Here is a 24,271-nt window from a genome sequence, read left to right on the forward strand (position 1 = left end):
CGTGATCGCGGAAGCCGAACGCGGCGAGGATGCAGCCAAGAAGGCTTATCGGGATGCTCTCGCCAAAGACCTGCCCGCCGATCTGCATGACATGATCCAGGAACAATACAGCACCGTCCTCGACACCCACAACAAGGTACGCGCGCTCGAACTGCAACAAACCGCGTAAACCCAGGGACCGGCATCCCGGTTCCATAGGCCCTCCGTTTACCCGCCCAAGCCGTGTCCTCGAACCGGCTTGGGAGTGCCATCGATATTCAAGCACATACACGTTCCTACGCGGTCGTATTTCGAGGGTCAGACCGGATTGGGCGCGCTGAGTTAAGTACGTGACCAAATTCTCTAGTCATCGCAGTATCTCTCTCCAGCAGTACACAAAGGTCGACACATCGCGCGACGATCTTTAATACGCTGATTACAGTAAGGTAAACGGATGCTCCAGCCCATCCGTGCGCAGCCCTGCGTTCTAAGCGCCGGTAGTACAACCGGCTTCCAAAGTACATTCGTCCGTTCGCCCCTGTGTTCCGATCTGGACCTTATCGCACCCAACTTTCACTCTTAGCGTTTCGGCCCCAAAGGTTTCACTAAAGGAGTCCCCTCGCCGGTCGATGTTACAAACACTGAATAGCTAAATCTTAATCTTCCTTTTCAGCGGCGGAACAAAACTTTTAAACGACCGTCGGGGTTTTTTACTTTAATGCGATTTATTCGTTCTTATCGCTTCTTACTTATATTATCCGCCGCCGCGCCGGTTTATGTATGGCAAGCGGCGGACGCGCAGACACCTTCGGGAAATCCGACACCCGCAATTACGACTATATCCCCGAATCCGATACCTTACGGATCGTTCGATCTTTCGGTCACCGGAAGCGGCTTTGTACAGGGCGCGGCGGTGAGTTACGGCGGGACTGCGCTACCTACTACTTTTGTTTCTTCTACTAGCCTGACCTCAACCGGTACCGCGGCTCCCGTAGTCGGCGCGCTGATGCCGATCACGATCGTGAATCCCGGATCTATCTCGTCGCTCCCGGTGTCCGTGAAACTCGTGCAGTCCAACGCTCTTATCCCGTACGCATCGGCCTTTCATTTCCTCGAGCAAGCTACCTTCGGACCCACGCCCGCCGCCATCGACCATCTCCAGCAAATCGGATACTCTCAGTGGTTTACCGAGCAATTCAGCGAGCCCATCTCGCCTTTTACTCCGAACGCTCCGGATATTACCCAGTTACAGAGCGATTTATTCTACAATGCGCTTACCGGTTCCGACCAACTGCGGCAGCGAGTGGTTCTGGCGCTATCGGAGCTCTTCGTAATCTCCGGCTTCAAGGTCTGGCAAGGTAGTTCGTTCGAGCCCTATCTTCAAATTCTCCAGCAAGATGCGTTCGGAAATTTTTACAATCTGATGAACGATGTCACGCTCAGCCCGTCCATGGGTTACTACCTCGACGTGGCAAATAATGTTAAAGGCGCCAGTGGGGAGCTGCCCAACGAGAATTACGCGCGTGAACTCATGCAGTTATTTACGACCGGACCCGTTCTCCTGAATGCGAATGGGACGCCGCAGTTAAACAGCTCCGGAGCTACCACACCGCTCTATACCGAGACTACGATTCAGAACTTCGCCAGAGTATTTACCGGCTGGACTTACCCTGTAATGCCGGGCGCAACGCCGCAGGGCATTAATCCTAACTACTATGTCGGCCCGATGGTCGCCTGGGCGGCCAACCACGACACCGGATCTAAGACGCTGCTCAACGGATTAGTACTGCCCGCCGGTCAAACCGCGCAACAGGATCTTACGGCGGCGCTCCAAAACATCTTTGCGCACCCCAATGTCCCCCCATTTATAGCTACGATGCTCATTCAGCATCTGGTTAGCTCGAATCCCAGCCCGGCCTACGTTCGGCGAGTTGCCAACGTCTTCATAAATGACGGCACCGGGACCAGAGGGAATCTGCGTGCGGTAATTGAGGCCATACTCATGGACCCGGAAGCTCGGGACAGCGATAGTCCGACTACCTGGATCTCGACAGGGGGCCACCTTCGTGAGCCGATCCTTTTCATTACCTCAGTCCTGAGAAACCTCAATGCCACGGCCACTGGTTCGAACATGCTGATGGGGTTGTCGGAGGAGATGGGTCAAGCGGTGTTCTATCCGGAGAGCGTGGCCGGTTACTTCCCCCCGAATTACACGCTCCCAGGGTCCACGACATTGCTGGGACCGGAGTTCGACACGATGAACTCTTCCAGCGGTCTGTATCGCGTGAATTGGATCAACGGTGTGTCGTGGGGCGGTACCAGCAGCACCGGCGTTACTTTGAGTACCTCGTCATTTCTCCCACTCGCGGCTGATCCTACGGGCGTTTCTCTGACCAAAGCCGTAAGTAATACATTTATGGCGGGCCAGATGCCGCAAGATATGCAAACCGCGATCGAGGGTGTCATCGCCTCACTGCCGCACGATCCCCAGGGGGCAGTCGCTTCGGCTATCTATCTCACCGCAAGCTCCGGCATGTATCAGGTCCAGCACTAGCGCTTTCCAGCAAGTCCCCGGTAAGTTCAACCAGTCTTAAATAGAAGGTTAACCATTGGCACATACCAGACGCAGTTTTATGAAAATTGGCTGCCGGTCCGTGGCAGCTCTCGGAGCGGTCGGCGCTTTCGGCCGCTTCGGCGCAATGAATCTGATGGCTCAGAGCTCGGAATATCGAGCCTTGGTCTGCATCTTCCTGTTTGGCGGCAACGACGGTAATAACACGCTGATCCCCACCGACTCGACAAGATTTCAACAATACAGCACGATCCGGGGCGATTTGGCGATCCCGGAATCTCAGCTACTCCCCATAACTGCGGGTACTAAAAGCACGCCCTACGGACTCCATCCGGCGCTGCCTGAAATCCAGCAGCTATTCAGCCAGAAGAAGCTCGCTTTCGTAACTAATGTCGGTATGTTGACGCAGCCCTTGACCCAAGCGGAGTATCAGCAACAGTTGGCCAATATACCGACGGATCTGTTCGACCACACGGTCCAACAGAACCAATGGCAAACGACCGATACCAGTTCGACCGAGGCTAGTAGCGGCTGGGGCGGACGCATGGCCGATCAGATGGCATCCCTCTATCCCTCGTCCACCGGCTTCCCCATATCCTGCTCGGTTTCAGGCAATGCGGTTCTGCTGAACGGCAACACGCAGCCTGCCGAATTCCTGTCTCTGACCGGGCTCACGCTAAGTCAGCTGACGGTCCCGCCCGCTGCTGCAACAAGTGCCGCCTTTCAACAGATCCTGACGTTTAATTCCGGTCTTTCATTGGTACAGGCTGCGAATACGCAGACTACGAGCGCCATTCAGATCGATAACCTGGTGAATACCGCGCTCCAGAGTGCGCCGCCGCTTACCACTCCCTTCCCCAACACACCTATCGGATTGCAGTTGCAGCAGGTCGCGCAACTGCTCAGCGTGCGCACGCAGCTGGGCACGCAACGCCAGATCTTCTTCTGTTCGGCGCAGGGATTCGACACTCATAGCGGACAGATCACGAACCAGCAAACCGCGCTGCAGCCGGTAAGTCAGGCGATGCTCGCTTTCTATAACGCGACGCAGGAACTCGGTATTTCATCCCAGGTGACCACGTTCACGGAGTCCGAGTTCAGCCGCACTTTCCAGCCAAGCTCCGGATACGGCAGCGATCACGCATGGGGCAGCCATCATATGGTCATGGGAGACGCCGTGCAAGGGGGCGATCTCTATGGCTCATTTCCAACCCTGGAACTCGGCGGCCCCAGCGACGCAAATACTCGCGGAATCTGGATTCCGACTACCGCTGTCGACCAATACGGGGCGACTTTGGCGAGCTGGTTCGGTCTCCCTTCGAATCAGTTGAGCACCGTGTTCCCAAATCTACCGAACTTCAGCACAACCAACCTCGGGTTCCTCTAAGAGGTCCAATTAATTTAGTTCCCGCACCCAGATATTTCGGAAGGTATCCGGATCCTTATTACTCCCGTGTGCCTGAAGCTTGATTGGCGCGCGGTCATAGCTCTTATAAAACGGCTTGCCGACATACCTTGTCTCCCCCTGCAGCTCGAAGTGGTTCTGAACCAGCACTCCGTTGAAGAAGACCGTCACATAGGCCGGAGTTTTCATTGAGCCGTCGGTGTTGAATGCCGGCGCGGTCCAGACCACATCGTATGTCTGCCATTCGCCCGGCTTTCGGCCGGGATTCGCCAACGGAATCGCCTGCTTATAGATACTGCCGGCCATCCCGTTCACGTAAGTCTTGTTGTCCCAGGGATCGAGAACCTGTAACTCATATCCGTCATCTCCGGGCCCCGTGGAAGCCAGAAACACGCCGCTATTGCCGCGCCCCTGACCGCTTCCTGTGACGTTCTCGGGAACCTTCCATTCGATGTGAAGCTGATAGTTCTTGAAGGTCCGCTTGGTTTCGATGTTACCCGCGGGATTGTTCACCACCATGACGCCGTCGGCGATGGTCCACTTAGCCGGCGACTTGTCTTTGTTCTGCACCCACTCATCGACGTTCTTCCCGTCGAACAGAACGATTGCGTCGGATGGAGGCGCCGTGTTGTTGGCCCCAGGCGTGACGAGTTTAGGTACCGGCTCCCAGACTTCCGTGTCTTCGGGCTTCGGCTTAGCAGGCGCTGTTCCCGCTGGTTGGGCGGCCGCTCCCTCCTGGCCGGCCGGCGAAAGCGCGTACAGTGGATGTTCGGATAACGAAGCAGCCGCGGTTATCAGAGATGTAGCCGCGAGGATTCTTGCAAATCGAATGCACATGATTGATGAGCATACAACTTCCGGCCAGGGACTTTGCGAATGTCCTACGGAAGGTCGATCGTGACTGGGTTGGCACTCTGTCCGTCCACCGTGAGCGCGATCGCGGCAGTTCCGTGGATACCGGGTACCGCGATATTCACCTGATCGAGACCGTCGTACTCTTCTTGAGGTCCGGCGTAAGTAACTGTCTCCGCAGTACCATTGGCCGTCGCCTGGACGGCACTTAGCGCGGCATTGCGAATCCCGGTCCCGTAAAGGATCACATACTCACTACCGCCGGAGTTGAGCAGCGATGCGGCGAAGATTCCGGGAGCGACTGTCGCGACGCTCGCGGTCGTCGTTTGACCGGCGACAGATATGGAAGCTTGACCCAGCGCCGTGCCGGATGGTATCTCGAAGTTAATCTGTGTCGGCGACACATAGAAGAGCGGAGCCGGCCTGGCGGTCCCCGTGGAGTCTGTCACGGTAACGGTCGTTCCCTCCAGAGTTTGCGGCAGGGAAGCGGAGCTGGCTGAACCTGTCGCAGTGGCTAGGTTCGATCCGTAGAGCGAGGCTATCGATTGTGACGCAACAGTCGTGCTGGTAAGTGTTGTGGTTGGCAAGGCGGCGTTGACGACAGAGGCCGAAGTGACGAGGTTGTAGTAGCGCGCCATCCAATACGGCAGGATATAGTCGATCCCGGCGCTCTCGATAGTGCCGTCACCCGTACCCGTAAGTTCGAAAGGATCACGCTGCCAGAGGAAATCGGTGGTGGGCCGCAGCGGAACAGGCACAGGTTGACAAGCTTCGTCCGTGCTGCCGCAGGATGGGAACTGCCCGACCAGGTTGACCGCGACATCGCGCGTGGGACGCAGCAGCCATTGGTTCAGAAGAGTTACGGTCTGCGAGTCGCGGGTGGAGTTCGCGCCGTCCAGTGCGCGCGTAATCATGTTAAAGAACGCATTCTGATGGCTCCCGAGATAGCCCCAGAGTAGGGAGTAAGCTCCCGTGAAAATCGAATGATTGGTGCTGTTATCGAGCCGGATCAGATTGTAGAGATCGATCTCATCCAGGTTGAACTTGAAATAGGAACTGGTGCCGCCTGCGACGTCTACACCGATAGGGACGGGAACTTCGAGGGCAAGCAGTGAACTGCTAAGTTCCCAATCGCCCGCGTAATGCTGCGGGTTCGCGTGCAGGCCCACGTTCATGAAGCTTAGCTGCTCGTCGGCGAAACCGACGAAGGTGGTCGGAACGGAGCCGTCGGGCATCACCACCGTCCAGGCATGATTGCGCAGAAAATCCAGAAGAGTGGTGACTAGCGAGCTGATCGATGACTGCACCCCGGCGTCGTTTACCATGTCGTAGGCGACCCCGAGGCCGAAGAAGACGCCCGAGTATTCATCGCGCGATGTGTTACCTACCCATTGATAGCCGGTGCTGCTATTAGTGAAGATGCCGTTGCTGCTTTCCTGGCTGGCGATTGACGCCGCGTAAGGGGAGCTAGCAGGAAACTGACAGCGCGCAAGGACGCCGGTGCCGGTGACATTGACAAGACCTTGTATACCGGCAATGGCGGCTTTCACATTAGTGAGTGCATCGGCGGCGCCGGTTACGTTGTACCGAAATGCTTCAGCCGCCAGGTAATGGCCGGTCCAAATGGCGGAATCGCCGCAGCGCGTGTAATCCGTGATTTGGTTGCTGGCAGCCGAGGCGTACATCGGATCGAGAATCGTGCCGTACGGCCAGTGGTTGGCTTGGATGTTATTGGAGATTGCGATCGCGTCGGCATCGGAAGGACGTGCGGGCGTCGTCAGGAACAAGAGGGAAAGTAGCACAACCGCGGGGCCCCTCGCGGCATAGTAGATCCGCGAAATCATACGCCTTCAGGCTAGCACCCATGAGCAAATTGGGAGCGCCGAATTGCAAACCTATACGTTTCGTCGACCGCGGGAGTAAGCTGGATATTGGGAGGTCCGACGTGCTCCGTCAAGTTTGCGCTTTGGTTATCCTGTCAACCCTTTCCAGCTTGTGTGCGATTGCTGCCGATAAACCGGGCTCGGCGCCAATACCTACCCAGATTGGTGCGGGTAAGCGCGTTTTCGTGTCTAACATGGGCGGCGAGTGCCAGAACTTCAATAGCCCCGGACTTAACTTCGGAGCCGGGCAGCCGCTCCGGCACGGGCAGGTTAGCGCCGCAGTCCCCACGGCCTATGAGGGGCTCTACTCCGCGTTGAAAACGTGGGGTCGATTCGAACTGGTGTTTGCTCCCGGGGATGCCGATCTCGTCTTCCAGATTCACGTCGTCTGTCCGTCGATCAAAGAAGGCCATCCGGTGCTCGAACTTCAAATCCTCGACCCGGAGACGCGGATCGCGCTCTGGGGTTTTAGCGAAATCGCCGATCCTGCGGAGTTACAGAAGAACCGGGATGCAAACTTTGAACGCGCGCTGACTCGACTTACTCAAGACGTAAAGGATCTCTTCAGCCGAGCCGATTCGCCTCCGGTCTCCGCCACCAAGTAGAGTTGGCAGCGGCTGGCGGCGCCGGGAGTTCTCGTGCCTGTCGCCTCGCCTCGATTTCCTCATCGTTCAGTTGTGCATCATAAATGGACCGGGGCTAAGCCGGTGCCCCGTTCCTGTCAGCAGAATTGCAAGCCAGAAGCATACCCGATGTCCTGAGGATTATCATGGCTACGGATATGAACACATGTCGGCCAAGAGCGCGCCGCATCCCATGGGGGCTAACACTCTTCTGGTCTTTCGTAAACCGCGCTTACAGTGACCCTTTGACATCCAATCTCTCCGTGCAACAGAGGGAAACGACGATGTCGTTTATCATCTGGGCGGTGATCGGTCTGACGTCGGGTTTTGTAGCCAGCCAACTGGAACAGAGGAGCCGCCGACGCAGCGTGACCGCTATCCTGCTTGGATTTCTAGGCGCCATGACCGGAGGCTATCTCTACTTCACCTTCGGACCGACCCCAGTGAATGGAGTCAATATGGTCAGCTATCTCGCGGCAGCTTGCGGAGCGCTGGTATTTCTACTCTCTCTTTACGTCTTTAGGCGACTGTGACTACTAATGAGCAACGATTCTAAGATGAACCGCGTGGCGCTTGTAACCGGCGCCGGCAGCGGCATTGGACGGGCAGCGAGTCTAGCACTACAGCAGGCCGGCTACTTAGTCGTACTAACCGGCCGTCGCTCGGGTGAGCTGGAACGCACTTCAGAGATGTCCGGCGAACGCGGACTGCCGATGCGCGCGATCCCTGCCGATATCACCGTTAGTGCCGATGTACGCCGCCTATTCGACAATATCCGCGATGAGTTCGGACGGCTCGACGTGCTGTTCAACAACGCAGGCGCGAACGCACCCGCAGTGCCTCTCGACGAAATGACGGACGAGCAATGGAATGCGGTGGTGGCCGTGAACCTTACCGGCACGTTTCTTTGCGCGCGCGAAGCGATCCGCCTGATGAAAACACAGGATCCCCAAGGCGGCCGCATCATCAACAACGGTTCGCTCAGCGCCCATACACCGCGTCCTTTCTCGGCCCCCTACACCGCAACGAAGCACGCGATAACTGGACTTACTAAGTCGATCGCGCTGGATTACCGAAAGTGGAACATCGCGTGCAGTCAAATCGACATCGGAAACGCCGCCACCGAGATGACCGAAAGAATGGCGGCAGGCGTCTTGCAAGCCAACGGCACGGTTGCCATTGAGCCGCGGATGGATGTCGAGCAGGTAGGCGCGGCGGTGGTCTATATTGCCAACTTGCCGCTAAACGTGAATATTCCGTTCATGACCATAATGGCCACGACGATGCCATTCTTCGGGCGCGGGTGAGTTACTCAGCGCCCGCTTTCACATACACGTCGACGCCGCTCGAGGATGCTTTCTGCTGCCCGGTACCTTGATAACCGTGTTGAACGGTAAGGGTCTTCTGCACGGTTAACTCCTTACCCTCGCGGTCAAGTTCAAAGACCTGGTGGGTAGTTACTGTCGAGCCGTTGATCTCGCGCGCAGTCTCAACCACAAGCTTCGGCCCATCCCAATGCGCTTTCGACTTGATCTTGACTTCGGAGTCCCCGCCGTTGATGAAGTCCGTGCCATCGAGCTTGCAAGTGAGTGTTTCGGTCGTAACGGCGGACGAGTCGGCTTCGCTCCTTCTCGTTGCGATTACGAACTCGCCCGGTGTTTGGCTTATCTTCAATGAGACCGGTCCGATCGGAGTAGCCTGATGCGCGGATTCGCTGCGCGAGTCATCCATCTTCCACACGCCCGAAAAGTTAGTTGGATTCTGCGCGGAAGCGAATGTTAGAACCAGTGTTCCGGTAAGTGATATGAACAGCGCTCGCCGCATAATGCTACTAACGCGAGACAGGCTTGCGCGGAGTCTTGCCGGCATCCGCGATCATCTTGTTCATCAGCTTCACGGCCTGATCGATCGGCAGGAAGTTGGCGATCACCATCGGTGTTCTCCCATTGACATCCTCGGCATCGATATCGGCCCCCTTGTCAGCCAAGAATCGGATGACTTCGCAGATTTCCGCTTGAGTCGAGTTCTGCATCGTGCCGGTTACCGCGGCATGCACCACGTTGCTCTTGCGCGTCGTCACCGAAGTAACATCCGGATCCAACTCATACGCGTACTTAACCGTGGCGATGTGGCCGCTACCGGCCGCGGCCATTAGTAAGGTACTTCCATCCTGTGCTTTGATCTTCGGGTCGGCGCCGGCTTTGACTAGAGCGGCCATAATATCCGGGTAATTCGCACGCGCGGCAAGCATCAGCGCGGTTTGTTGGCCTACCGGAATGCGGAACGGATTCGCGCTCTTGCTCGGGGCCGCCGGCGCAGTTACCAGGTTCGGATTCGCGCCTTTCGCGAGAAGCAGGTTTACAATCTCGAGTTCGCCCGATTGAGCTGCAACGTGCAGCGGCGTCTTTCCGTCCTTATCGGTAGTATCTACCTTTGCGTTGTGATCGAGAAGAGCGCCTACAACCCCGGTCTTACCCGCGGCGACAGCAACGTTTAGCACGCTCGTACCGTTCGAGAGCGTGTAATCCGGTGAGAGGCCCGCATCCAGCAAGCTATTCACCGATTTCGCGTCACCCTTCTGCGCGGCGAAAACAAGCGGACTGAATCCGCTCTTCGACACCGCTTTCACATCCGCGCCGCTCTTAATCAGTAGATCGACAACGTCGGAATGTCCCTCGGCGGCCGCCCACATCAGGGCGTTCTGACCTTTGCGCGATTCGGCTGCATTGACATCGGCGCCGTGTGCGATCAGGAGCTTTACCGCGGGCGCACTTCCTGAACGTGAGGCGATCATCAGCGCCGTTTCCCCGTTCCATCGCGCGGCCTTGGCATCTGCGCCGGCGGCAACTAACTTTTCGATGATCGCCCAGTCGCCCGTTGCGCACGCCAGCGTAAGGGGAGTCTCGCCGTATTGATCGACGGTGTTTACCTTTGCCCCGGCTTTTAACAGCTCGTCAACGACATCGGCCTGATCCAGATAAGCCGCCCAGGCGAGTGGCGTTGCGCCATCCGGTTGCGCGGCGTTCACATTCGCGTGCTTACTAATGAGCGAAGTAACCAGCTTGCGATTCTCTTCGCGGATGGCGTCAATCAGTCCGGGACTCGTCGACGCCACGCACGGAACCGCAATCAAAACTGCAGCTAGCAAGCTGCCTGTGAAAACTCGGACGTACATTCTTGCCTAGACCCCGGAAAGCTGATCCAGTTCGCCGGTAGCATCGCCTAAGGTTTCCGCCGGTATGCCAGCCTTATCGAGCATGGTAAGAAGCAAGTTATTCATCGGGGTCTCGGGAGCGTAGCGAATGTGCCGTCCGCCATGGATACCAACGCTCTTACCACCGAGAAGCACGAGCGGCAGATCATGGTGCGTGTGCGCGTTGCCGTCGCTAATGCTGCTACCGAACAACAACATGGTGTGATCGAGCAGCGTACCGTCGCCATCCGGAGTCGAATCCATCTTACTCACCAGATAAGAGAACGTCTTCACGTGCAGCGCGTCGATCTTCATCGTCTTGGCGATCTTTTCGGGATCGTTCTGATGATGAGTCACCGAGTGGTGACCGTCCGGCACGCCAATGGACCGGTAACTGCGGTTGCTACCTTCGCGCGCCATCATGAAGCTAACTACCCGCGTCATGTCGGTCTGATACGCCATCACCATCAGATCGCTCATCAGTTTGGCATGCTCTTCAAACTCATCGGGGATACCCGAAGGACGGTCGATTAACGGCACCTGAACCATCGTGCTTTGCTGCTCGGCTTTCTGGATGCGGCGTTCGATGTCGCGAATCCCTTCCAGATACTCATCGAGCTTGCTCTTGTCGCGCGATCCCAACGTCGGCTGCAGCCGGGCCACATCGCCGCGCACGAAATCGAGAAGACTGCGCTCCTCGCTCATCATTTTCAGACGAGCTTTGGGATCGGTCGTCTCGCCATCGCCGAAGAGCCGCTCGAATACCGCCCGAGGGTTCACTTCCATCGGATTCGGGGTGGTCGGCGTGCGCCAGGAGATCGTGTTCGTGTACGCGCAGCTGTACCCGCTGTCGCAGTCACCCGCCAGGTTCGGCTCTTCGAGGCCAATTTCGAGCGAGCCAAATTGCGTCTGTTTGCTGAATTCCCGCGCTGCCACCTGATCGGCCGAGATCCCCGCGCGAATGTCCGCGCCGCCCGTGCGCTTGGGATGCACGCCCGTAAGCCACGTCGCGCCCGCACGTGCATGGTCGCCGGCGCCGTCGCCCAGCGCGCGCCCACCGTTCTGCATCAGGTTACTCAGCACCAGCATCTTGTCGCGGAAAGGTTCCAGCGGCTGGATCGTCGACGCGAATTCAAAACCGGTCCCAACCTTACTTGGCAGCCAGCCTTTCTGGATAATCCCATTCGGAACATAGACGAACCCCAGACGAGTCACCGGCCGGGCAGCCGTCAAACTAGTGGCTTTCAAAGCCGGGACCATCGCGTCAAGCAGCGGAAGCGCCAAGGCGACGCCGGCGCCTCTTAGAAAGGTACGGCGGGCAAGCGCTTTTTGAGTCAGGATCATAAGTCGGGGGTTCTCCTTGTCTGGAACTGTGGATTACTAACTACCGAGTGAATGAGAGCGGGTATGGTTGTATTCTTCGCCGACGCGTCACGAATAATGGAACGAATTGCCGGTTCATCATAGTATTCAACGCCGCGACCCAGGGCATAAGTCATCAGCTTCTCGGTGAAAGTGGTGACGAACTGGTCGCGGTAATGCGTGGTAAGCAGCGTCTTCAGTCCTGCCGGTCCCTGGAACGTCGTGCCGTCCGGCAACTTACCGGTGGTGTCGATCACGCTGCCGCCGTCCTTGGCCCGCCATTGACCGATGCCGTTGTAGTTCTCGAGGGAGAATCCGATCGGGTCCATCCGCGAGTGACATCCCGCGCAGGTTGGGTTCGCGCGATGCTGCTCCATCTGCTGGCGCATCGTCAACTGTTTGCCGTCTTTGGCGTGCTCGGCCAGAGCCGGAATGTCAGGTGGGGGCGGAGGCGGCCCACCGCCCAGAAGGTTTTCCAAAACCCACTTACCGCGTTGCACGACCGACGTCCGGTTCGGGTAGGACGTAACTGTCAGAATGCTGCCCTGGCTCAGAAGTCCCCCGCGGTTTTCTTCCGGAGTAAGTGAGACGCGGCGGAATTGCGCGCCGTAAACATTCGGTATATCGTAGTGCCGCGCCAGCCGCTGGTTGAGATAAGTGAAGTTCGCGCTAAGCAAGTCGGTAACCGGGCGGTTCTCGCGCAGGATCGCGTCGAAGAAAAGTTCGGTCTCGGTCTTGAAGTCCCTGGCGAGGCCCTGATCGAATTGCGGGAATAGATCCGGGTCGGGAGTGACCTTAGTCAGGTTGCGAAGGAACAGCCACTGTCCCGTGAAGTTCGTCGAGAAGGCGCTGGATCGCTCATCGGCTAACATGCGGTCCACCTGCGCCGATAGGACCTGGGGATCTTTCAGCTTCCCCTTTTCCGCGAGCGACAAAAGCTCCTCATCCGGGATGCTGCTCCATAAGAAGAAGGAAAGCCGCGAAGCCAGTTCGATATCGCTGATGCGATGAACGCTGCCGGGCGCGCTATTCGCCGGATCGTGTTCCACCCGGAACAGGAAATCCGGCGAAACGAGCATCGCGCGAAGAGCCATGCTGATTCCCAAGTCGAAGCTGCCGTCCTTCCGTCCGCTTTCGTAAAACGCCAGTAGCGGCTTCAGATCCGCGTCGGTAACCGGCCGGCGATACGCATGATGCGCCAGGTTAGCGAGAATCTTTCGAGCGCAAGGCGTCTCCTGCGCGGCGGTGGTCGCTTTACAGATGAAGATCTTGCGCCGGCTCGGCGTGTCGCCAACGGCGGTCACGTTGTAGGGCCCCGCGATCGAAAGGCTCGACATCTGCGGGTAGTCGCCGGCGTGTTCAACATCGAACAACTTGATTCGCACGCCATCGATTCACAGATCAAGCTTCGCAGTCGAGATCGCGTTGGGTTCCAGCGCAACTCGATTCTTCCCCGTTCCGAGCGATTCCGGAACCAGGTTCTCCCCGAGGAACGTAGCGCCAACCCGATGCAAACCGGCTTTTACGGGGATACGCTCTTCCAAATATCTGGGCGTCTGACTCGGAGCGTCAAAGCCTTGCGTGACAGGCGGCAGCTTGATTTTAATCACATACTCGGCATTCACCGGGAAGTGATAGCTGACGGAGAGTCCGCCCATGGAATCGAAGGGCAGATCGTCACTCACCCGAGTACTGCGGGAACCAAAATCTTTTGCAGGGCTGAAGTCGTTGATCTCGGGCTTTATGGCTGTATCGCCGACCGCCTCGCGGCTCACCAGACGCGCCACCGATATATAACGTTCAATGAGCACCGGCGACATCGAAAGCACGTCGCCAATATTGTCGAACCCGTAGCCCGTATCGTCAGCCGGCAGCTTTGCCCCGGCGTTGATATCGAGGGCCAGAAGATCCCGGATGGCGTTGCTGTACTCAGCGCGGTTCAGCCGGTGGATCGTCGGATGCCCCGGATTGGGGTGGGCGACGGCTGACGCGTCCAGGGTATCGGTGAGCCATTTCGTGAACGCTGCTTGAACCTCCGGCTTCGGACGGGGAAGTCCGGGCGGCGGCATCTGGCCCGTGCTGAATTTCCGCAGGACCTTCTCCCAGGTCGCCGCATTTGAATCGCTTACATTTGTATCCAGACTCTGGAGGGTGATCCCGGCGGTGTGCAGTTTATCGCTGTGACACAGAACGCAGTACTTAGTGACAAGGGTGTGCGCGGAAGTTGGATCGATTGCGGGCGGAACAGTCGACGCGGAGGTTGACGTCGTGTCGCCCGCCAGCATGGGTACGCTCAGCACAGCCAGAAGCAAGCCGGAGCCATACCGGAAGCAAAACGACCGCGAGCAAAACGGGAAGCTATCTTTAGAGGAGAGCACGGCGCTGATGCTCAAAGCCTATCAAGAATTTCGCCGCTTGTAACGTAGATTGCGGTAGTGCTTTATTTTTGACCGACTTAGCCTACCGTAGGCTACGGTCCTTCGCGCGGTTTGTTCTATAATTCCGGTGGACGTTATGAGCCTGGAAACGGAGCGGCGAACTCGCGAGCAGGGCGCGGCGTCTCCGCCCGAAATCATCGCTCAACTCGAACGCATCCTCGCCAGCGCTCCTTTTCGAACGAGCAAGCGCTGTTCCGATCTGCTGAAACACGTCGTCGAAGCGGCGTGCGAGGGGCGCTCGGACCACCTGAAAGAACGCACGCTCGGCATCGCGGTCTTCGATCGCGATCCGGACTACGATACCAATCAGGATCCGGTGGTTCGAACGACGGCAGGTCAGGTTCGAAAGCGATTGGCGCAGTACTACCTTGAACCGGGGCACGGAGACGAGCTTCGCATTGACCTGCCGGCCGGCGCGTACGTCCCTCAGATTCATCCGCCCCCGGTGCGAGAACCGGTTCACGCTCTCGAACCGGCTGTGCTCGCGCCAACAGCTACGGTCGCGCGTACGCCTCGCGTGTCCCGGTCGGCGATGGTCATCGGAGGAAGCGGACTCGCGGTCCTCGTGGCCCTCGCCGCCCTCCTGACACTTCGGCATTCCGAGAACGATGTAGACCGCTACTGGGCGCCGCTGCTCAAACAATCCCAACCGGTGGTACTTTGCGTCGGACAAGGCCACGTGTACAAGCTGAAGGGCGATCTGGACCGGCTTTTCGACGCTGAGGCCGAACCGTCTGAAACTCCTCCCGCGGCGCCCCCGAGCATCCCGTGGAACGACGTGTATTCGATATCGGAGCGGATCATCGGAATCAACGACGCGCAGACGCTCGTCCGGTTGACCGCCCTCTTTGCCGCGCGCGGCAAATCCGTCGAGCTCCGCGGGGGCAGGTCGACGACGCTCGGAGACTTGCGCGGCAAACCCGTCGTTTTGATCGGCGCTTTCAACAACTCGTGGACGCTGAGCCTCACCGGCGAATTGCGCTTCTATTTCGACGAAGACTCCGCAGGTAAGGGCTTGCTTGTACGCGACCGCCAGCATCCCGAGGCGCGCGCGTGGGAGGTTCGCAGCTCACAGGAGGCGGCCCTCGACCATGAAGACTTTGCGATCGTTTCGAGAGTACTCGACCCGACCACCGAGCAACCGGTGATCGTCGCCGCCGGCATCCAGGGCGGGGGCACCGCCGCCGCGGGGGAGTTCCTGACCAGCGTCGGCTACCTGAGCAAAGCGCTCGAGAACGCCCCGGCTCATTGGGAAAAAAGAAATGTTCAGTTTGTTTTGAAGACGCGATTGCTCAGCGGGGCCGCCGGTCCGCCGGAGGTGGTCGCTGCGTACTATTGGTGAGGCATTCGGGTGAAGGTTTCGCAACAACTTTATATTGGTACTGAATGCGTCTGTTTCAATCTAGTACTTCTGACAAATCTATACAGTCTCCGGACGGACGGCAGTTAGCCAAAAAACCCTTTGAATTCGATGTTTAATCCCGACCCTACCTTACCTTGTCTATTGCTTTTAACTTAGAAAAAAATTACAATAGAGCCCTATGTCATACGCGGTACCCGCCACGAAAAGCGGGCTTGTGTTTCGTACAGCTTTGTTATCCACCCTATGCGCTGTTCACGCATTCGCAGTCGGAATCATCGCGACTACAACCTACAACGTTCCCACCCCGAATTCCCTTCCGGAGGGCGTCGCTCTCGGACCGGACGGTAATATCTGGTTCACGGAAAACGCGGACCCGCAGATCGGTCGTGTGATCCCGGCGACCGGGGCAATCACGGAGTTTGTTCTGCCGGACGGCCCGAATGCCGCTCCGTGGGATATTATCATCGGTCCCGATCAGGCGCTCTGGTACACCGACACGAACACCAGCCAAATCGGCCGTATGACGACGGATGGTGTAGTAACAAACTTATATAACACCATAACTCCGAACTCCGCTCCGCGACGCATGACGATCGGCGAAGATGGTGCGATATGGTTCACGGAATATACGGTCAACCAGATCGGCCGCATCACCGTTACCGGTGAGATGACGGAATACCCATTGCCGGGAAAAAATACGAAGCCGGCGGGAATCGCAGCGGGCCCCACGGGGACCAACTCCATCTGGTTTATGGAAAATTTCGGGAACGCTGCGGTTGAAATGAACTTACAGGGACAAGTGATTGCTACGGTTCCGTTACCGACCCCGGGCGCTGTTTCCGCGCAGGTCGTCTTGGGTCCTGACAATAACATGTGGTACACGGAAAACCGTGGTAATAACATTGGACGCATCAACCCGTCTACCCTCGAACTTACCGAATGGCAGGTACCAACCCCGGACGCGGTTCCTGGCGGACTTGTCGCGGCTCCGGATGGCGCCCTGTGGTTTACCGAGTGGGAGGGGACCGTCAGCCAGATCGGCCGGATCACCACCGACGGTATAATCTCTGAATTTCCAGACGGTATCGCCCAATCGGAACCTTGGGAGATCGCGGTCGGCCCGGGAGGGACCGCAGTGTGGTGGGCGGATTGGGAGAGCGATCAGATGGCGACCGCGCCCATCTGCGCCCTTGGTCTGACCGCATCCTATACAGCGTCAACCAGCACGCTGAACCTGAATTTCAGTGTTGGAAATGCCGCGCCGTACACTTGGAAGACTTGGACGAAGGTAGGCGGCGTCGCTCAAGCGTATCTCTGGCAAACCCCGATTCCCGTCCAATTGCCTCTGGTTCAGAGCACGTACAACGTTCCGTACCCATCGACCGGCGGCATCATTACCGTAGTTTCCGCACTGTTCAATTCGAGCGGCGTCGGCGTGTGCGAAGAGAATGCGTCGGTAAGTACTGTCGCGCAAACCCCGACCACGACGTCATTGACGTCATCACCGAACCCGTCGACTGCGGGCGAGGCTGTTCTTTTCACGGCGACGGTTTCTCCGGCTGCGGCGACCGGCACGGTGACTTTCTACCACGGCGCTGACGTGATGGGAACCTCCACCCTGTCGAAAGGCGTGGCCACCCTTTCCTATTCGCAGCTAAGTTCTTCGGTGCACCAGATTACGGCAACCTACAACGGCAGCATAACCTATAGCACCAGCACCTCTCCGATCCTGACCCAAATCGTTGAGTAGAGGTTGCCGGAGCCGGGAATGCCCCCGCCGCATCCGATGAGAGTCGGATGCGGCGTTTCTTTTTGAAAGGGCTTGCTCTAAGTGAATCGCTCCCTTTAACGCGCGGCCAGTTCGGGCTTCGTACTTGCACCGATTTCCGAAAGCCGGTGAGCCAGCAGTTCCTCAAGCTCATGCAAGCTCTTACTAAATCCTTCGATACCTTCGGTCAGCTTGTCGTGCGCCATCCGGTCTTCATTGTGCATGCGTTCGAACGTCTGTTGGTCCATCGGAATCCGCTGGATATCCATGGTCTTGGCGTTCTCCGGACTGAGCTTGCGCGGTAAATCCGCCTTTGTGCTATCCAATTCCTCGAGCAGCTTCGGAGAGATAGTCAACAGATCGCAGCCGGCCAGGGAAGTAATCTCGCCGATGTTACGGAAGCTCGCGCCCATCACCACCGTCTTGTAACCAAACTTCTTGAAGTAGTTATAGATGGCAGTTACCGACTTGACTCCGGGATCGTCCGCGCCTTGGTAGTCCTTGCCCGTATCTTTCTTGTACCAATCGAGGATCCGGCCGACGAACGGCGATATCAGAGTAACTTTGGCTTCCGCGCACGCGACCGCCTGGTGCATGCCGAACAGCAGCGTCAAGTTACAATGAATGCCCTCTTCTTCCAGTTGCTTTGCCGCCTGGATACCTTCCCAAGTGGACGCGATCTTGATCAATATACGGTCGCGGGAGACGCCGGCTTTATCGTACTCGGCGATAATTTCCCGCGCTTGCTGCATCGTCGCCTGCCGGTCATAAGAAAGCCGCGCATCCACTTCCGTGGACACGCGTCCCGGCACGATCGCCAGGATCTTCTTGCCGAATTCGATAGCCAGGCGCTTAAACGCCAGCTTGGCGACATCTTTATCACTGGCCTCGTCGCCCAACTCCTCTTTGGCGCTTTTCAAAACATCGTCGACCAACGAACGATACGCCGGCATCTGAGCCGCCGCGGTGATCAAAGAGGGGTTGGTGGTGCTGTCCTGCGGCTTAAATCGGAGGATGGATTCGAAATCACCGGTGTCGGCCACCACCTTGGTCATTTCGCGAAGCTGTTCGAGCAAAGTTTTCGTCATGATGTACCTTTCACGCGGGGTTCGCGGGTTTGAGCCGCCCCTGTCTCCATTATCAACCCCGCGGATGAAACCCGCGCATCAAGGCATCGATGCGCGCAATCGCCTCGTGCAGATTCTCCAGCGAATTCGCATAACTGAATCGCAGATAGCCCTTCCCGTACTCGCCAAATCCCGCTCCATCGAGCGCCGCAACGCCCGCTTCGTTCAGCAGCAAATCCGCCAGCTCGCGCGAAGTACGCCCGGTGTCCTTCACGTTCACCCACGCATAGAATGCGCCGCCGGGCATCGCGCAGCGGAACCCGGGAATGCGGTCGAGCGCCGGGCAGAAGAAGTCGCGGCGCGCCCGAAACTCCTCGACCATCGCGCGCACCGAATCCTGCGATCCCTCCAATGCCGCGATCCCGGCACGCTGCGTGAAACTGGCGGTACAGGAGTTCGAGTTCACCATCAGTTTGTTGATCGGTTCAACCAGCCATTGCGGCATCACGCCATAGCCCAGCCGCCAACCGGTCATCGCGTAGGTCTTCGAGAAGCCATCGAGAATGATCGTCTGATCGAGCATGCCCGGCACGCTCGCGATCGAAAACGGCGGATCGCCTGTGTAGTGAATCGGCCCGTAGATTTCATCCGAGAGCACGATCAGGTGGTCGCGACGCCGCACCAACCCGGCGATTTTCCGCAAGTCGCTCTCCGGAATCACCACGCCGGTCGGATTTTGCGGCGAGTTCAGGATCACCATCCGTGTGCGCTCATTTAGACTCGCCGCGAAGCGGTCCATATCGATCGCGAAGCCGCGCTCCTGCTCGAATGGCATGGGAACCGGCGTAGCGCCCAGGAACCGGATCATCGACTCGTAAATGGGAAAGCCGGGGTTCGGATAAATGACCTCGTCGCCGGGCTCGAGCAGCGCGAGCATGGGGAAGAAGATGATCGGCTTTCCGCCGGGAACCACGCACACGCGCTCCGGGCCGACCGCCACGCCGCGCGTCCGCGACACCACATTCGCGATCGCCTCGCGTAACTCCGGAAAGCCCTGCGCCGGGCCGTAATGCGTCCAGCCTTCATCGAGGGCCTGCTTCGCGGCTTCCACAATGTGTGCGGGCGTGGAAAAATCAGGCTCGCCGATTTCGAGGTGGATCACGCTGCGGCCCTGCGCTTCCAGGGCTCTGGCGCGCACCAAGACGTCGAATGCGGATTCGACGCCGATGCCCGCCATCCGACTCGCGAGACGCATTCAGGCTGCCCGGAAAGCCGGAGCGTCGTGCCGCGGCTCCGTCTCGACCACTAAGTCACCGATCGCGACCCGTTCGCCCACAATCCGCGCTGTTACGCTGCCGCCATCCTCGAGCCGAACGATCGCCACTTGATAAGGTGCTTCGGACGCAAACGCGGTCGGTGCCGCATGCACAACCGTCTCCGTATAGACCGTGCCTTTTCGACTCGTCATGTTCGGTTCACCGGGCCGCTCCCAGAATCGTAACGACACAAGTTGCGCCGGAGCCGCCCAGGTTCTGCGCCAGCCCCACCGCATGACGCGCCAGTTGCCGCGGACCCGCTTCGCACCGAATCTGTTGCATCAAATCGCAAATCTGCGCGACCCCCGTAGCGCCCACCGGGTGCCCTTTCGACTTCAACCCGCCGCTTGCGTTCACCGGCTTCTCTCCGCCGCGTCGCGTCGCGCCCGATCGAGCGAAAGGCCCGCCATTCCCTCGCACGGTGAACCCAAGATCCTCCGTGGCGATGATTTCAGCGATCGTGAAGCAATCATGAATTTCGGCGAATTCAATGTCCGCGGGTCTCATGCCCGCCATCGCATAAGCCTTCCGCGAGGCCGCGCGAACCGCCGGGAACGTCGTGATGTCTTCCTTCTCATCAAGCGCCAGAAAGTCGGACGCCTGAGCAATGCCGAGCACGGTCGCCGGTTTGTCCGTGTACTCAGAAGCGTTATCGGCGGCCGTCACGATCACCGCAGCCGCGCCATCGCTAATCAGCGAGCAATCGTAAAGACCCAGCGGTTCCGCAATCGGCCGCGCGTTCATGGCTTGCTCGATGGTGATCGCCTTGCGCATGTGCGCGTCCGGATTCAGCAGCCCATTCTCGTGGTTCTTCACGGCGACGGCCGCGAGTTGCTCACGAGTGGTCCCAAAATCGTGCATGTGCCGGCGCGCGATCATTCCGAACAACGAAGGGAAGGTGGACCCCGCGGCAATCTCGCCCGAACAGTCGCCCGCCGCAGCCAGGATTTCGGTGACGCGCCCGGTCGGTTGCGAGGTCATCTTTTCCACGCCCAAAACCATCACGGTGTCATACAGGCCGGCCGCCACACTGGAAACCGCATGGAAGAAGGCCGATCCGCTGGAGGCGCAAGCGGCTTCGAATCGTGTGGCCGGGATTCCCCGCATCCCCAGAGCGGTCGAAATGTAGGGCGCGAGGTGGTTCTGACCCGCGAAGGACGGACCCGCGAAATTGCCCAGGTAAAACGCTTCGATCTGCCCGGGTTGCGTGTGAGCGTTCGCCAGGCATTTCTCGCCGGCCTCCACCGCCAAAGAGCGCAGATCGCGGCCGGCAAATGCGCCAAAAGGCGTCTTTCCGGCTCCCACAACAGCAACTTTTCGCATACGAATTCGCGGTTACCGCGTCTTGGCCCCGCCCATCGCCCCCGGGTTTCCCATATACTCAAGAGTATCGCGGAGAAAGGCTGCACGTTTCCGCTCGTTCGCCCGTCAACCCTACAGCGAACGTTTAGATGATAGCCAGCGAATGGGTGCCCTTAGCGATGGGTGACCTCCTCGATAGCCCGCAGACTGCGCAAGACGCCCAGAACCGTTTTGTGTCCGACAATCTGCGCCGCATCTTCCTGCAGATTTACCGGATGGTGGGGAATATCGACGATGCGCAGGACCTGACCCAGGAGACTTTCATCAAGGCGCTTTCCCGCGCCGGACAGATTAAGGAAGAGCACAAAGCGGCACACTGGCTTTCACGGATTGCCACCAATACCGCGCTCGATTTTCTGAGGCGGCACGGGCGCGTTTCGTTCTGCGAGATGGAACTGGCGCCCGAGCGCCACTCGGAGAGTCCCGAAGAGATTCTGCTGCGATCGGAGCAACAGACGTACCTCCAGAAGGGTTTGGAAACCTTAAGCCCGCGGGAAAGGGCCGCCATTGTGCTTCGCGACATGGAAGATCTTCCGGCCGAAGAAGTCGCTCGCCAGCTTTCCTGTTCCAAAGCAACGGTGCGCTCGCACATCGCGAATGCACGTATCAAGTTCCGCCGCTATGCGGTAAGGGCCAAAAGGTGAGGCGCTGCCCAGGACACCAAGCAGGACACCAAGCATGACACCCAGTCACATTCCGTCCGTTCAACTCGCACTGTTCGCCGGCGGGGACCTCCCGTTCTGGACTCGGGTCGGCGTGGAGCGCCACGTCGCCCAATGCGACGACTGCGCGGCCCTGGTCCGCGAATATGCCCGCCAGCAGTTGGATCTTGCGCAGCGTGCCGAAGAACTGCCGCCTTCGCTCACAGGGGTGGCGTGGCAATCGCTCGCTTCCGAAATGACGGCGAATATCCGGCTTGGTCTTGCCGCCGGCGCGTGCGTGTCAGCCCCGGTCGCGGCACGCGTGCGGCCGAAGTTGACGTTTGCGCTGGCCGGGCTGGCTGTCATTCTTTCGATCATTGCCGTGGAGCGTCCGCGTCTGAACTTCGGTCCCCGTCCGGCCGTTGCTCCGGCTCCCGAGCTGGCCGGCTTCGTTCCGATGCTTGAGGGCACGGGCTCCAGCGTCGGAATCCGCAATGGAGGACGTGAGCTATCGGTTACGGCGCCGGTCGGCATTGACGAGAAGTCCGTGATCCGCACCGTGAATGCGCGCGGTGAGATCGGATCGCGCTACGTGGAGGACACGGGAGTTACCGTGGTGAATATCTATGCGGAATAGCCGGGCGCTTCAACTCGCGGCACTGCTCGCGCTTGCGTTTCGACCAGGCCCCGCGCATGCCCAGGAACAGCAGTTCGATCCCAACACGTCGGTTAAGTTCAATCTTCCGCCGGATTCCCCGGTTTCGCTGCTGACGTGGGACGTAAGCCAATCGCGCGCCAGTATGCGCGGCGGCGCGCTGACGCTCGACATCAACATGGATGTGTTACTGCGCAACTCGGCATCGCGCCGCGTGCGCGGCATCACTATGCTGATTGTGTCGCAGGAATCGCTTCCGGTCGGACGCGCTTCGGTGTCGCGTTTGATCGATGTCGGACCGGGCGAAACGTTCCCGCTGCACGTCGATGTGCGCCTGCTGCGTCCCGCGACGGCTACCGGGCCGCTGATCCAGGTCAATCTCGATGGCGTCCTTTTTGACGATCTGAATTTCTACGGACCGAATCGCCTGGAATCGAAGCGTACGCTGACGTTCTGGGAGATGGAAGCGCGCCGCGACCGCCAATACTTCCAGCAGGTACTTGCCGCGCGCGGCGTCACCGGGCTGCAGCAGGAAATGCTGGCGGCCATCGCTCGCCAGGAACATGTGGAGCGCCTGGATGTACGCCTGAACCGCGGCCGCACGACGACTGCCTCGAGCGAACCCGGGCACATGGCTCAGTTCGCTTTCCTCGCTGTCCCGGACGCGCCGGTGAAGGCCATCGAGGGTTGGGCTGAAGTTTCAGGATCGGAAATCCGTTCTCCGCGCGTGGAAGTGGAGAACCTTTCGGGGCGCCCCGTCCGTTATGTGGAGCTTGCCTGGCTGGTGACGGATCACTCCGGGCGCCAGTATCTGGCCGGTTCGGTACCGGGCTCGGGCTCCGATTTCTATCTGCCGAGCGGCCATCGCGGGAAGCTGCTCGAAGACACGGCCTTGCGTTTGTCGCGCGCCGATTCGTCTGCGCCGCTTGAAATCGACAAGATGATCGGCGTCGTCAGCCAGGTCGAGTTCTCGAGCGGCAAGATGTGGATTCCGACGCGCGAATCTCTTCTGGCCGCGAATGCTTTGAACGCGCTGCCGCCTTCGCCGGAAGAACAGCGGTTAATCGATTTCTACCGCAAGCACGGCGCGCACGCGCTCGCTCAGGAATTGAACAAGAAGTAGGTTAGATGGCGAGCACGACTATGCTCCCGGTTAGCGACTACCTTGCCAAGACGTGGCATCCCGATCGGGAGTATGTTGACGGGGAGCTATTGGAGCGCAACGTGGGGCAAGTTGATCATGCGCGTCTGCAGATAGTAATCGCAGCGTTTCTGTTTCGCCTTGAATCGGAACTTCGGATATCCGCACTAACCGAAGTGCGTGTTCAGGTGAAACCTACGCGTTTCCGCATACCGGATATCTGCGTAGTCCTTGGGGGCGTGCGTGACGAGCCCGCCTTAAATCGCCCGCCGTTCGTCTGCATCGAAATTCTGTCGAAGGACGACACGATGTCTTCAATGCAAGAGCGGATCAACGATTTTCTTGATTTCGGCGTTCCTCACGTGTGGCTCATCGATCCTCGTCTGAAGTGCTGCTACGTCTATACTCCGGACGGCATGCGGAGGATTGCGGACGGCGACCTGATTACCGCGAACCCTGAGATCCGTGTTCCACTGTCAGAGATCTGGGCACGGTAGGTAAAATCCGTGGCGAGCACGACGCTGCTATCGGTCCCCGACTATGCGGAAACCACCTGGCGCCCCGACCGCGAATACGTCGACGGGGAACTGCTGGAGCGGAACGTCGGCCGCGTCGATCATGCTCACTCTCTAGCGACGATTGCAGCGTTTC

Annotated in this window: 23 protein-coding genes; 12 read left to right on the forward strand and 11 right to left on the reverse strand. The window is 58.6% G+C overall.

Features of this window, described 5'->3' with window-relative positions; all coding sequences use genetic code 11:
- The first annotated feature begins 1 nt into the window (after nucleotide 1).
- The 3 genes from H1Y01_RS20060 (at nucleotide 2) to H1Y01_RS12180 (ending at nucleotide 3,938) form a co-directional block, all read left to right on the forward strand.
- On the forward strand, nucleotides 2–169 hold the full coding sequence (locus H1Y01_RS20060; RefSeq protein ID WP_367399786.1) for a PA2169 family four-helix-bundle protein: 168 nt from the start codon (nucleotides 2–4) through the stop codon (nucleotides 167–169).
- Nucleotides 170–697: 528 nt separating this feature from the next.
- Nucleotides 698–2,533: a DUF1800 domain-containing protein gene (locus H1Y01_RS12175; protein WP_180540792.1), complete on the forward strand. Its 1,836-nt coding sequence runs from the start codon at nucleotides 698–700 to the stop codon at nucleotides 2,531–2,533.
- A gap of 100 nt (nucleotides 2,534–2,633) precedes the next feature.
- Nucleotides 2,634–3,938 (forward strand): DUF1501 domain-containing protein, encoded by a 1,305-nt coding sequence (locus H1Y01_RS12180; protein WP_219341495.1) that lies wholly within the window; start codon nucleotides 2,634–2,636, stop codon nucleotides 3,936–3,938.
- 9 nt (nucleotides 3,939–3,947) lie between these two features.
- Here H1Y01_RS12180 and H1Y01_RS12185 read toward each other — a convergent pair whose 3' ends face one another.
- Both H1Y01_RS12185 and H1Y01_RS12190 read right to left on the reverse strand, forming a co-directional pair.
- On the reverse strand, nucleotides 3,948–4,793 hold the full coding sequence (locus H1Y01_RS12185; RefSeq protein ID WP_180540794.1) for a 3-keto-disaccharide hydrolase: 846 nt from the start codon (nucleotides 4,791–4,793) through the stop codon (nucleotides 3,948–3,950).
- Nucleotides 4,794–4,837: 44 nt separating this feature from the next.
- Nucleotides 4,838–6,652 carry a hypothetical protein gene (locus H1Y01_RS12190; RefSeq protein ID WP_180540795.1) on the reverse strand — a complete coding sequence of 605 codons (1,815 nt, stop codon included), beginning with the start codon at nucleotides 6,650–6,652 and terminating at the stop codon, nucleotides 4,838–4,840.
- A gap of 20 nt (nucleotides 6,653–6,672) precedes the next feature.
- Here H1Y01_RS12190 and H1Y01_RS12195 point away from each other — a divergent pair, with 20 nt between their 5' ends.
- The 3 genes from H1Y01_RS12195 to H1Y01_RS12205 all read left to right on the forward strand — a co-directional run bounded on the left by H1Y01_RS12195 (nucleotide 6,673) and on the right by H1Y01_RS12205 (nucleotide 8,621).
- The gene (locus tag H1Y01_RS12195; RefSeq protein WP_180540796.1) at nucleotides 6,673–7,296 is read left to right on the forward strand and encodes a hypothetical protein; all 624 of its coding nucleotides are present in this window, start codon (nucleotides 6,673–6,675) and stop codon (nucleotides 7,294–7,296) included.
- 263 nt (nucleotides 7,297–7,559) lie between these two features.
- Nucleotides 7,560–7,847 (forward strand): GlsB/YeaQ/YmgE family stress response membrane protein, encoded by a 288-nt coding sequence (locus H1Y01_RS12200; RefSeq protein WP_180540797.1) that lies wholly within the window; start codon nucleotides 7,560–7,562, stop codon nucleotides 7,845–7,847.
- Between the two features lie 6 nt (nucleotides 7,848–7,853).
- Nucleotides 7,854–8,621 (forward strand): SDR family oxidoreductase, encoded by a 768-nt coding sequence (locus tag H1Y01_RS12205; protein WP_180540798.1) that lies wholly within the window; start codon nucleotides 7,854–7,856, stop codon nucleotides 8,619–8,621.
- Nucleotide 8,622: 1 nt separating this feature from the next.
- Here the strand turns inward: H1Y01_RS12205 and H1Y01_RS12210 are convergent, their stop codons facing one another.
- The 5 genes from H1Y01_RS12210 to H1Y01_RS12230 all read right to left on the reverse strand — a co-directional run bounded on the left by H1Y01_RS12210 (nucleotide 8,623) and on the right by H1Y01_RS12230 (nucleotide 14,262).
- On the reverse strand, nucleotides 8,623–9,138 hold the full coding sequence (locus H1Y01_RS12210; RefSeq protein WP_180540799.1) for a hypothetical protein: 516 nt from the start codon (nucleotides 9,136–9,138) through the stop codon (nucleotides 8,623–8,625).
- A gap of 7 nt (nucleotides 9,139–9,145) precedes the next feature.
- A complete protein-coding gene (locus tag H1Y01_RS12215; protein ID WP_180540800.1) occupies nucleotides 9,146–10,429 on the reverse strand; it encodes an ankyrin repeat domain-containing protein in 1,284 nt (427 codons plus the stop codon).
- Nucleotides 10,430–10,495: 66 nt separating this feature from the next.
- Nucleotides 10,496–11,851, reverse strand: coding sequence for a DUF1552 domain-containing protein (locus H1Y01_RS12220; protein ID WP_180540801.1), 1,356 nt, complete (start codon nucleotides 11,849–11,851; stop codon nucleotides 10,496–10,498).
- Entirely contained in the window at nucleotides 11,848–13,254 is a 1,407-nt protein-coding gene (locus H1Y01_RS12225; RefSeq protein WP_180540802.1) for a DUF1592 domain-containing protein, read from the reverse strand. The genes H1Y01_RS12220 and H1Y01_RS12225 overlap by 4 nt, the downstream gene beginning before the upstream one ends.
- Nucleotides 13,255–13,263: 9 nt before the next feature.
- A complete protein-coding gene (locus H1Y01_RS12230; RefSeq protein WP_180540803.1) occupies nucleotides 13,264–14,262 on the reverse strand; it encodes a DUF1587 domain-containing protein in 999 nt (332 codons plus the stop codon).
- A gap of 121 nt (nucleotides 14,263–14,383) precedes the next feature.
- Between H1Y01_RS12230 and H1Y01_RS12235 the strand changes: the two genes are divergently transcribed.
- Both H1Y01_RS12235 and H1Y01_RS12240 read left to right on the forward strand, forming a co-directional pair.
- A complete protein-coding gene (locus H1Y01_RS12235) occupies nucleotides 14,384–15,649 on the forward strand; it encodes a hypothetical protein (RefSeq protein WP_180540804.1) in 1,266 nt (421 codons plus the stop codon).
- Between the two features lie 235 nt (nucleotides 15,650–15,884).
- The gene (locus H1Y01_RS12240; protein WP_219341496.1) at nucleotides 15,885–17,420 is read left to right on the forward strand and encodes a virginiamycin B lyase family protein; all 1,536 of its coding nucleotides are present in this window, start codon (nucleotides 15,885–15,887) and stop codon (nucleotides 17,418–17,420) included.
- A gap of 95 nt (nucleotides 17,421–17,515) precedes the next feature.
- Here the strand turns inward: H1Y01_RS12240 and H1Y01_RS12245 are convergent, their stop codons facing one another.
- From H1Y01_RS12245 to H1Y01_RS12260, 4 genes are read right to left on the reverse strand one after another with little or no spacing between them, the layout of a single operon-like run.
- Nucleotides 17,516–18,526 carry a transaldolase gene (locus H1Y01_RS12245; RefSeq protein ID WP_180540806.1) on the reverse strand — a complete coding sequence of 337 codons (1,011 nt, stop codon included), beginning with the start codon at nucleotides 18,524–18,526 and terminating at the stop codon, nucleotides 17,516–17,518.
- Between the two features lie 52 nt (nucleotides 18,527–18,578).
- Nucleotides 18,579–19,760, reverse strand: a complete 1,182-nt coding sequence (locus H1Y01_RS12250; protein WP_180540807.1) for a pyridoxal phosphate-dependent aminotransferase — start codon at nucleotides 19,758–19,760, stop codon at nucleotides 18,579–18,581.
- A complete protein-coding gene (locus H1Y01_RS12255; protein ID WP_180540808.1) occupies nucleotides 19,761–19,973 on the reverse strand; it encodes a Zn-ribbon domain-containing OB-fold protein in 213 nt (70 codons plus the stop codon). It lies immediately after the preceding gene.
- 7 nt (nucleotides 19,974–19,980) lie between these two features.
- Entirely contained in the window at nucleotides 19,981–21,144 is a 1,164-nt protein-coding gene (locus H1Y01_RS12260; RefSeq protein WP_180540809.1) for a thiolase domain-containing protein, read from the reverse strand.
- A gap of 128 nt (nucleotides 21,145–21,272) precedes the next feature.
- Between H1Y01_RS12260 and H1Y01_RS12265 the strand changes: the two genes are divergently transcribed.
- Genes H1Y01_RS12265 through H1Y01_RS12280 form a run of 4 tightly spaced genes read left to right on the forward strand, consistent with a single transcriptional unit; the run spans nucleotide 21,273 to nucleotide 24,117 of the window.
- A complete protein-coding gene (locus tag H1Y01_RS12265) occupies nucleotides 21,273–21,827 on the forward strand; it encodes an RNA polymerase sigma factor (RefSeq protein WP_219341497.1) in 555 nt (184 codons plus the stop codon).
- A gap of 34 nt (nucleotides 21,828–21,861) precedes the next feature.
- Nucleotides 21,862–22,461: an anti-sigma factor family protein gene (locus H1Y01_RS12270; RefSeq protein WP_180540810.1), complete on the forward strand. Its 600-nt coding sequence runs from the start codon at nucleotides 21,862–21,864 to the stop codon at nucleotides 22,459–22,461.
- Nucleotides 22,451–23,602, forward strand: coding sequence for a hypothetical protein (locus H1Y01_RS12275; protein ID WP_180540811.1), 1,152 nt, complete (start codon nucleotides 22,451–22,453; stop codon nucleotides 23,600–23,602). Before H1Y01_RS12270 ends, H1Y01_RS12275 begins: the two co-directional genes overlap by 11 nt.
- Before the next feature lie 5 nt (nucleotides 23,603–23,607).
- A complete protein-coding gene (locus H1Y01_RS12280; protein ID WP_180540812.1) occupies nucleotides 23,608–24,117 on the forward strand; it encodes a Uma2 family endonuclease in 510 nt (169 codons plus the stop codon).
- Nucleotides 24,118–24,271: the final 154 nt, after the last annotated feature.

The organism is Nevskia soli (assembly GCF_903970205.1).
Classification (GTDB): Bacteria; Acidobacteriota; Terriglobia; order Bryobacterales; family Bryobacteraceae; genus Bog-113.